This is a genomic window from Desulfoplanes sp. (assembly GCF_054921335.1).
In genome coordinates, this window is sequence record NZ_JBUDSQ010000108.1 from 1 (window position 1) to 6292 (window position 6292).

Genomic DNA, 6292 nt, shown 5'->3' on the forward strand with positions numbered 1-6292 from the left:
CGTATGTTTTTACTTAAAACCTAAAACGTAACACCTAAAACCAAACCACGGAGATTGGAATGATAAAGGAATATGACGGTGAATTGCAGTACAAGATTGCGGATCTGGCCCTGGCCGAGTGGGGGCGCAAGGAGATGGATCTGTCCCAGAAGGAGATGCCCGGGCTCATGGCCATTCGGGAGAAGTATGGCAAGGACAAACCCCTGACCGGATTCAAGGTCACCGGCAGCCTGCACATGACCATCCAGACGGCAATGCTCATCGAGACCCTGCACGAACTGGGGGCCGATATCCGGTGGGCATCGTGTAATATTTTTTCGACCCAGGACCATGCGGCCGCTGCCGTGGCCGAGGAGGGGCTGGCCAAGGTTTTTGCCTGGAAGGGCGAGTCGTTGGAAGATTATTGGTGGTGCACGGAACAGGCACTGACCTGGCCCGACGGGTCCGGCCCCCATCTCATCGTGGATGACGGCGGGGATGCCACGTTGCTCATCCATCAGGGCGTCAAGGTGGAGAAGGATCCTTCCCTTGCGGACAAGACCTATGATGTCAAAGAATTCCGGATCATCATGGATCGTCTGGCCCACAGCCTGGAGACCGATCCGGGGAAGTGGACCCGTATTGCCGAGGAAATCCGCGGGGTGTCCGAGGAGACCACCACCGGGGTACACCGCCTCTATCATATGGAAAAGAGCGGCGAACTTCTCTTCCCTGCTTACAATGTCAACGATTCCGTGACCAAGTCCAAGTTTGACAACCTCTACGGCTGCCGTGAATCCCTGGCCGACGGGATCAAGCGGGCAACCGATGTTATGGTCGCCGGGAAAATTACGGTTGTCTGCGGATACGGTGATGTGGGCAAGGGGTGCGCCCAGGCCATGCGCGGACTCGGTTCCCGGGTGCTCATCATTGAGATCGATCCCATCTGCGCGTTGCAGGCATCCATGGAAGGGTACGAGGTGCTGACCATGAACGAGGCCGCGTCCATGGGTGATATTTTTGTCACGGCCACGGGGAACTATCATGTCATCACCGGCGAGCACATGGAGATGATGAAGGACGAGGCCATTGTTTGCAATATTGGCCATTTCGATAGTGAGATCGAGATGAGCTATCTCGAGGACAGTGGCGTATGTACCAAACAGGAGATCAAGCCCCAGGTGGACAAGTGGACCCTCAAGTCAGGCCGAACGATCATTGTTCTGGCCGAGGGACGGCTGGTCAATCTTGGCTGCGCCACAGGCCACCCCAGCTTTGTCATGAGCAATAGCTTCACCAACCAGGTCCTGGCCCAGCTCGATCTGGCAGCTAACCGCTACGAGCCTACGGTCATGGTCCTGCCCAAGGTCCTGGACGAGGAGGTGGCTCGGCTGCATCTGGGCCGCCTAGGGGTCAAGCTGGACACCCTGACAAAGGAACAGGCCGATTACATCGGAGTTCCCGTGGAAGGGCCGTACAAGCCGGAATATTATAGGTATTAAAAAGGCGGTGTTAGGTTTTATGTTTCAGGTGAATAAAACTGCTGTGTTAGGTTTTATGTTTTAGGTAACTGCAACTGCATGGAATCGGTGTTTCTCATGATATAAGAGCAAGGGGTAACAGCATTTCCGTAGGGGCAGGCCCCTACGGGAGATTTTCTGATAAAGGTGAATAATTACCCTTTTTTCATATGTTTCGTGTACGCTAAACAGCAGAATTGTTGCGCGGGCAAACAAACCTAAAACATAAAACCTAACACGTAAAACCGTTTTTCCCATGATCAAACAAAGAAAAAAACCGAAACGTTCCCTGTTTAAGGGTATTCAGGCCTTTTTCAAGGCCAATCTTATTGCGGGATTACTTTTCCTGACTCCGTTGGTGGCCACGTTTTTCTTTTTACGTATGCTCATCCAGTGGATGGATAGAATCCTACTCGTCATCCCCAAGGGGTATCGGCCCGAAGATGTGATCCCGTTTCCCGTCCCCGGGCTTGGGTTGATCATTATCGTCCTGCTCCTGCTCGTCACCGGTATCCTGGTGCGCAATTATCTGGGGCGGCGTTTGGTGGCCATGTGGGATTACATCGTTTCGCGTATTCCCCTGGTGAACAAATTTTACGTCTCGGTCCAGCAGCTCGTGGAAACGGTCGCCAATGGGGGGACCAAGGATTTCAAACGGGTCGTTCTGGTAGAATTTCCCAGGACAGGCGTATACTCCCTGGCCTATGTGACCGGGGTGGCCGTGGGCGAGTTGCAGGAAAAGACGAATAAAAAGGTCATCAATCTGTACGTTCCGACCACCCCCAATCCCACATCCGGCTATTATCTTATTGTTGCCGAGGATGAGGTCATCGAGCTGGACATGAGTGTCGAGGATTCGTTCAAACTGCTCATCTCCGGGGGGATCATCAATCCGGACAATTCTAACCATAATAACTCAAAAAATCCTAAAGGCCGTCGTGCCAGAAACAAGCGAGGGTAGAACAACCATGATCATGACTACAGACCGCTATCTGTTCACATCCGAATCCGTCACCGAAGGCCATCCGGACAAGGTCGCCGACCAGATCTCCGATGCCATACTGGATTGTCTTCTGGATCAGGACGCCCATGCCCGGGTTGCCTGCGAAACCCTGGTCACCACCGGAATGGCCTTTATCGCCGGAGAGATCAGCACAAATGCCTATGCGGATTTCCCGGCCATTGTTCGGGATACCATCCGGGAGATCGGATACACCGGTTCGGACATGGGATTTGATGCCGACACCTGTGCTGTGGTTTCGTCCGTGGACAAGCAGTCCTCTGATATCGCCCAGGGGGTGGACCGCAAGGCCCCAGAAGAGCAGGGGGCCGGTGACCAGGGGATGATGTTCGGGTTCGCCACCAAGGAGACCAAGACGCTCATGCCCGCGCCCATCTACTATGCGCACAAGCTGTCCAGAAGACTTTCCTACGTCCGTAAGAACAACATTCTCGACTTCCTCCGTCCCGACGGAAAAACCCAGGTTTCCGTGGAATATGCCGGGGGCAAACCCGTGCATATCGACAATGTTGTCGTGGCCTGCCAGCACAACGAGAATATCGCCTATGCCGACCTGGCCGATGCCGTGCGCGGAGAGGTCATCCTCAAGAGTATGCCCGAGGAACTGATGGACAGTGATACCCGGATATTTATCAATACCACCGGTCGTTTCGTCACGGGCGGGCCTGTTGCCGATTGCGGTCTGACCGGCCGGAAGATCATCCAGGATACTTACGGGGGCATGGGTAACCACGGTGGGGGCGCCTTTTCCGGCAAGGATCCCTCCAAGGTGGACCGGTCCGGGGCATATATGGCCCGGTATATCGCCAAGAACGTCGTCGCGGCGGGTCTTGCCCCGACCTGCGAAGTCCAGATCGCTTATGCCATCGGCGTTGCCGAACCCGTGTCCGTTCTGGTGACCTCCGGTGGTCAGGGCGAGGTCCCGGACGAGGTCCTGAGCAAGGCCGTGCGCGAGGTTTTTGACCTGCGTCCGTACCACATCGTCAAACAGCTCGACCTGCTCCGTCCCATCTACAAAAACTCCGCCTGCTACGGCCACTTCGGTCGTGAACGGGTCGAATTCTCTTGGGAAAAGACCGACCGGATCGATGATCTGAGAACCGCAGTGAAGCTGTAGAGCTGCAAGAGAAGCTGTAGATTGTGACGCCCCGCTCGTCTGTAATGATGGGTGGGGCGTGTTTTTTGGGGGGAGGATGAGCCGGCCAACCTTGTTGGCCGGGGGTGGGAGTGGTGATACGTTTTTTCCGCCTCCGGTCTCTCCTCTATGGAACCGACAACCGTTTTTTTTTCTTGACACCAGTTCCTTGTGTGCTATCCGTTTTTCGACTCGAGTTTGAATCCTCTAACAAAGATTGGATTTCACATGGTGCCCGCACCCAAGAACGCATCGAACGATCGGCCGCTTACCCCGGCCATGGAAGATTATCTGGAGGCCATTTACGAAATCGGCCTCGACAAAAAGATTGTCCGGGTCAAGGATATCGCTGCCAAGATAGACGTAAAGATGCCCACCGTGACCAGCATGCTTAAAAATCTTGGTGGACGGGGGTATATCAATTACGAAAAATACGGGTACGTCGATCTGACCGTAAAGGGCGAAACCGTTGGCCGGGAGATCTGTCGCAAACACGGGGTCCTCTACCGGTTTCTCAAGGATATCCTGAACGTCGATCCCAAAACCGCGGACGAAGAGGCCTGCAAGATGGAACATACCCTGGGCAGTCCCACCCTGGACAGCCTGATCAAGTTCATGGAGTTCATCCAGGCCTGTCCCCGTACCGGGACGAGTTGGCTGGAGCATTTCCAGGAGTTCCGGAAGCATGGACGCACTCCTGAAAAATGTGAGGAACGTACCCAGGATTTTACCATTGAGTTCAAGGAACGTGTCGATTCCCTGCGGGGGGACAAGGGCGCATGCACGAACGATGATGAGTCTGGTCTGATTTGACGCTATGTGCGCATAACTCGCCGGCAAGCGAGGCTTTTTCCTGATTTTGGGCGCGGTTTGGCGTTTGGGGTACGGGCGGGGGACGTCCATATTGTCAATCGGTGGGGGAGGCGAGCTCCGAACATCCCGTCATGCAAAGGTTTTTGGATCCAAAGATGGGCCTGGTGTTGTGGGGGGCTGGGAAGGTGTATGTTGTTGTAAGGGAGATATTTTTTTGTTGTAAAAGTTAGATGAGCAAAAATTAGAGAGGGGATGTGAACGCTGTGCGAAATGAAAAAGAAAATTTGATCGACATTGTCAGGACCAATATCAAGGAACTCCAAGAAGGTATGGATCGGCATTGCGCGCTGCTTGACGCCATCGTGACCGAAAAGCCTCTGGGCGGGGACCATATCGATAATCTCGTGGCCCAGTGTCCTGCACGGCATAGAGAGGAACAGCTTGTCACGGCCATCCGCGCGGCCATCGACGTGCTTGAGGAAAGCCGGAAATCCTTCAAGTCCAAGCGGCTGGAGGGACTGCGCAAGGATTTGACGCGGGTTCTGATCGATCTAGGATAATGGTCATGCAAGGGGAGAATATATGAACGCCGTTATGGAGGGGATGGGCCTGGTTCCCCAGGTTCCCGAACCATGTTCGATCCCGGGGCGACTTCGCGTCTGGGAGATCGAAGCATTTTTCAAGTGTCAGCTCGTGGGAACCTGTTTGAGCCGGCCGGATCAGCGGAGGATTTTGCGTCGATCCGGTGTCGAAGTGAACGGATTGAGCGCCTTTGAGGTCCACGAACTGCTGGTGGCCTCCACGGACAAGAAGTCTCCGGTGTCCGAACGGATCGACGCCCGATTGGCCGGAAAATATGCAAAAGAGTCGGAGCATCTCTTTGGTATGGGGGTCGGGGAGTTCATGGAGCGCTGGCGTTCCTCCTTTGCTCAGGGGACCTGGGAGAAGATCTTCTGGGCCGTGGTCAGCCGTCCGGTCCTCCCGTACTCCTTTCGACGCGAGGTGTTCGGCAGTGTACACATGGCCATGCACTGGAGCTGTGAGCAGAGCGCCTGTCTGAAAAAGAGACTGGCCGATCAGGAAATGCGGGTGCGGGGGATGCAGGAGAAGGTCTCTTCTCAGGCGGCGGTCATGCGTAAGATCAAGGCCGAGAACGGATCCTTGCGCAAGCAGAACGCACGTTCGAAAGAAACCATCGTCTATTACCGGGGTGAGCAGGAGCGTTTGCACCTTGCTTTGACCCAGGCCGAGCAGGCTCCTAATGCGTGTGGTCAGGATGGGTGGAAAAGGCTCGAAGAACAGATCGCGAGTCTTACCCGGGCCCTGCAGGAAGAAAGAGAGAAGAACGAAACCCTTGTGCTGGAAAACGGGGAGTTGCTGGATGAACTGGATAAGCAGCTCGAACTCAACGAGCAATTCCAGTACGATGCCCGGGAGATCATGGATCGTCTCGCCTGTCTAGGGCCGTGCGATGCGTCCTGTCCCTCCTTTGATTTATGCAAGAAACGTATCTTGCTTGTGGGCGGGGTGACCAAGATCAAGACCCTGTACCGTCAGCTCGTCGAGAAAGGGGGCGGTGTATTCGAGTACCACGACGGGTACATGACCAAGGGGGCCAAGGATCTGGAACGCCGACTCAAACAGGCCGACATGGTCCTGTGTCCGGTCACCTGCAACAGTCATGGGGCCTGTTCCATGGTCAAGAAGCTGGGCAAGAAGTACAACAAGCCCGTGCACATGATGGCCAGCTCGAGTCTGAGCGCCCTTTCCCAGGTCATCCGCGGGGAAGAGCGGGCCGACATGGTCCTCAATTGAAGCAAAGGA

General features: G+C 54.9%; 6 protein-coding genes. All 6 read left to right on the top strand.

What is annotated here, in order from left to right:
* The first annotated feature begins 59 nt into the window (after positions 1-59).
* The 6 genes from ahcY to ACY692_RS13710 all read left to right on the top strand — a co-directional run bounded on the left by ahcY (position 60) and on the right by ACY692_RS13710 (position 6283).
* Positions 60-1481: an adenosylhomocysteinase gene (gene ahcY, locus ACY692_RS13685; RefSeq protein ID WP_462325936.1), complete on the top strand. Its 1422-nt coding sequence runs from the start codon at positions 60-62 to the stop codon at positions 1479-1481.
* 274 nt (positions 1482-1755) lie between these two features.
* Positions 1756-2460, top strand: coding sequence for a DUF502 domain-containing protein (locus tag ACY692_RS13690; RefSeq protein ID WP_462325937.1), 705 nt, complete (start codon positions 1756-1758; stop codon positions 2458-2460).
* Positions 2461-2467: 7 nt separating this feature from the next.
* A complete protein-coding gene (gene metK, locus ACY692_RS13695) occupies positions 2468-3637 on the top strand; it encodes a methionine adenosyltransferase (RefSeq protein WP_462325938.1) in 1170 nt (389 codons plus the stop codon).
* Between the two features lie 246 nt (positions 3638-3883).
* Positions 3884-4468 (top strand): metal-dependent transcriptional regulator, encoded by a 585-nt coding sequence (locus ACY692_RS13700; protein WP_462325939.1) that lies wholly within the window; start codon positions 3884-3886, stop codon positions 4466-4468.
* A gap of 263 nt (positions 4469-4731) precedes the next feature.
* A complete protein-coding gene (locus ACY692_RS13705) occupies positions 4732-5028 on the top strand; it encodes a hypothetical protein (protein ID WP_462325940.1) in 297 nt (98 codons plus the stop codon).
* Between the two features lie 22 nt (positions 5029-5050).
* Positions 5051-6283, top strand: a complete 1233-nt coding sequence (locus tag ACY692_RS13710) for a DUF2325 domain-containing protein (protein ID WP_462325941.1) — start codon at positions 5051-5053, stop codon at positions 6281-6283.
* Positions 6284-6292 lie beyond the last annotated feature (9 nt).

Excerpts from the sequence above, each read along its gene's own strand:
- ACY692_RS13690 (WP_462325937.1), top strand. The coding sequence starts at position 1,756 with ATGATCAAACAAAGAAAAAAACCGAAACGTTCCCTGTTTAAGGGTATT.
- ACY692_RS13700 (WP_462325939.1), top strand. The coding sequence starts at position 3,884 with ATGGTGCCCGCACCCAAGAACGCATCGAACGATCGGCCGCTTACCCCG.
- ACY692_RS13710 (WP_462325941.1), top strand. The coding sequence starts at position 5,051 with ATGAACGCCGTTATGGAGGGGATGGGCCTGGTTCCCCAGGTTCCCGAA.
- metK (WP_462325938.1), top strand. The coding sequence starts at position 2,468 with ATGATCATGACTACAGACCGCTATCTGTTCACATCCGAATCCGTCACC.
- ahcY (WP_462325936.1), top strand. The coding sequence starts at position 60 with ATGATAAAGGAATATGACGGTGAATTGCAGTACAAGATTGCGGATCTG.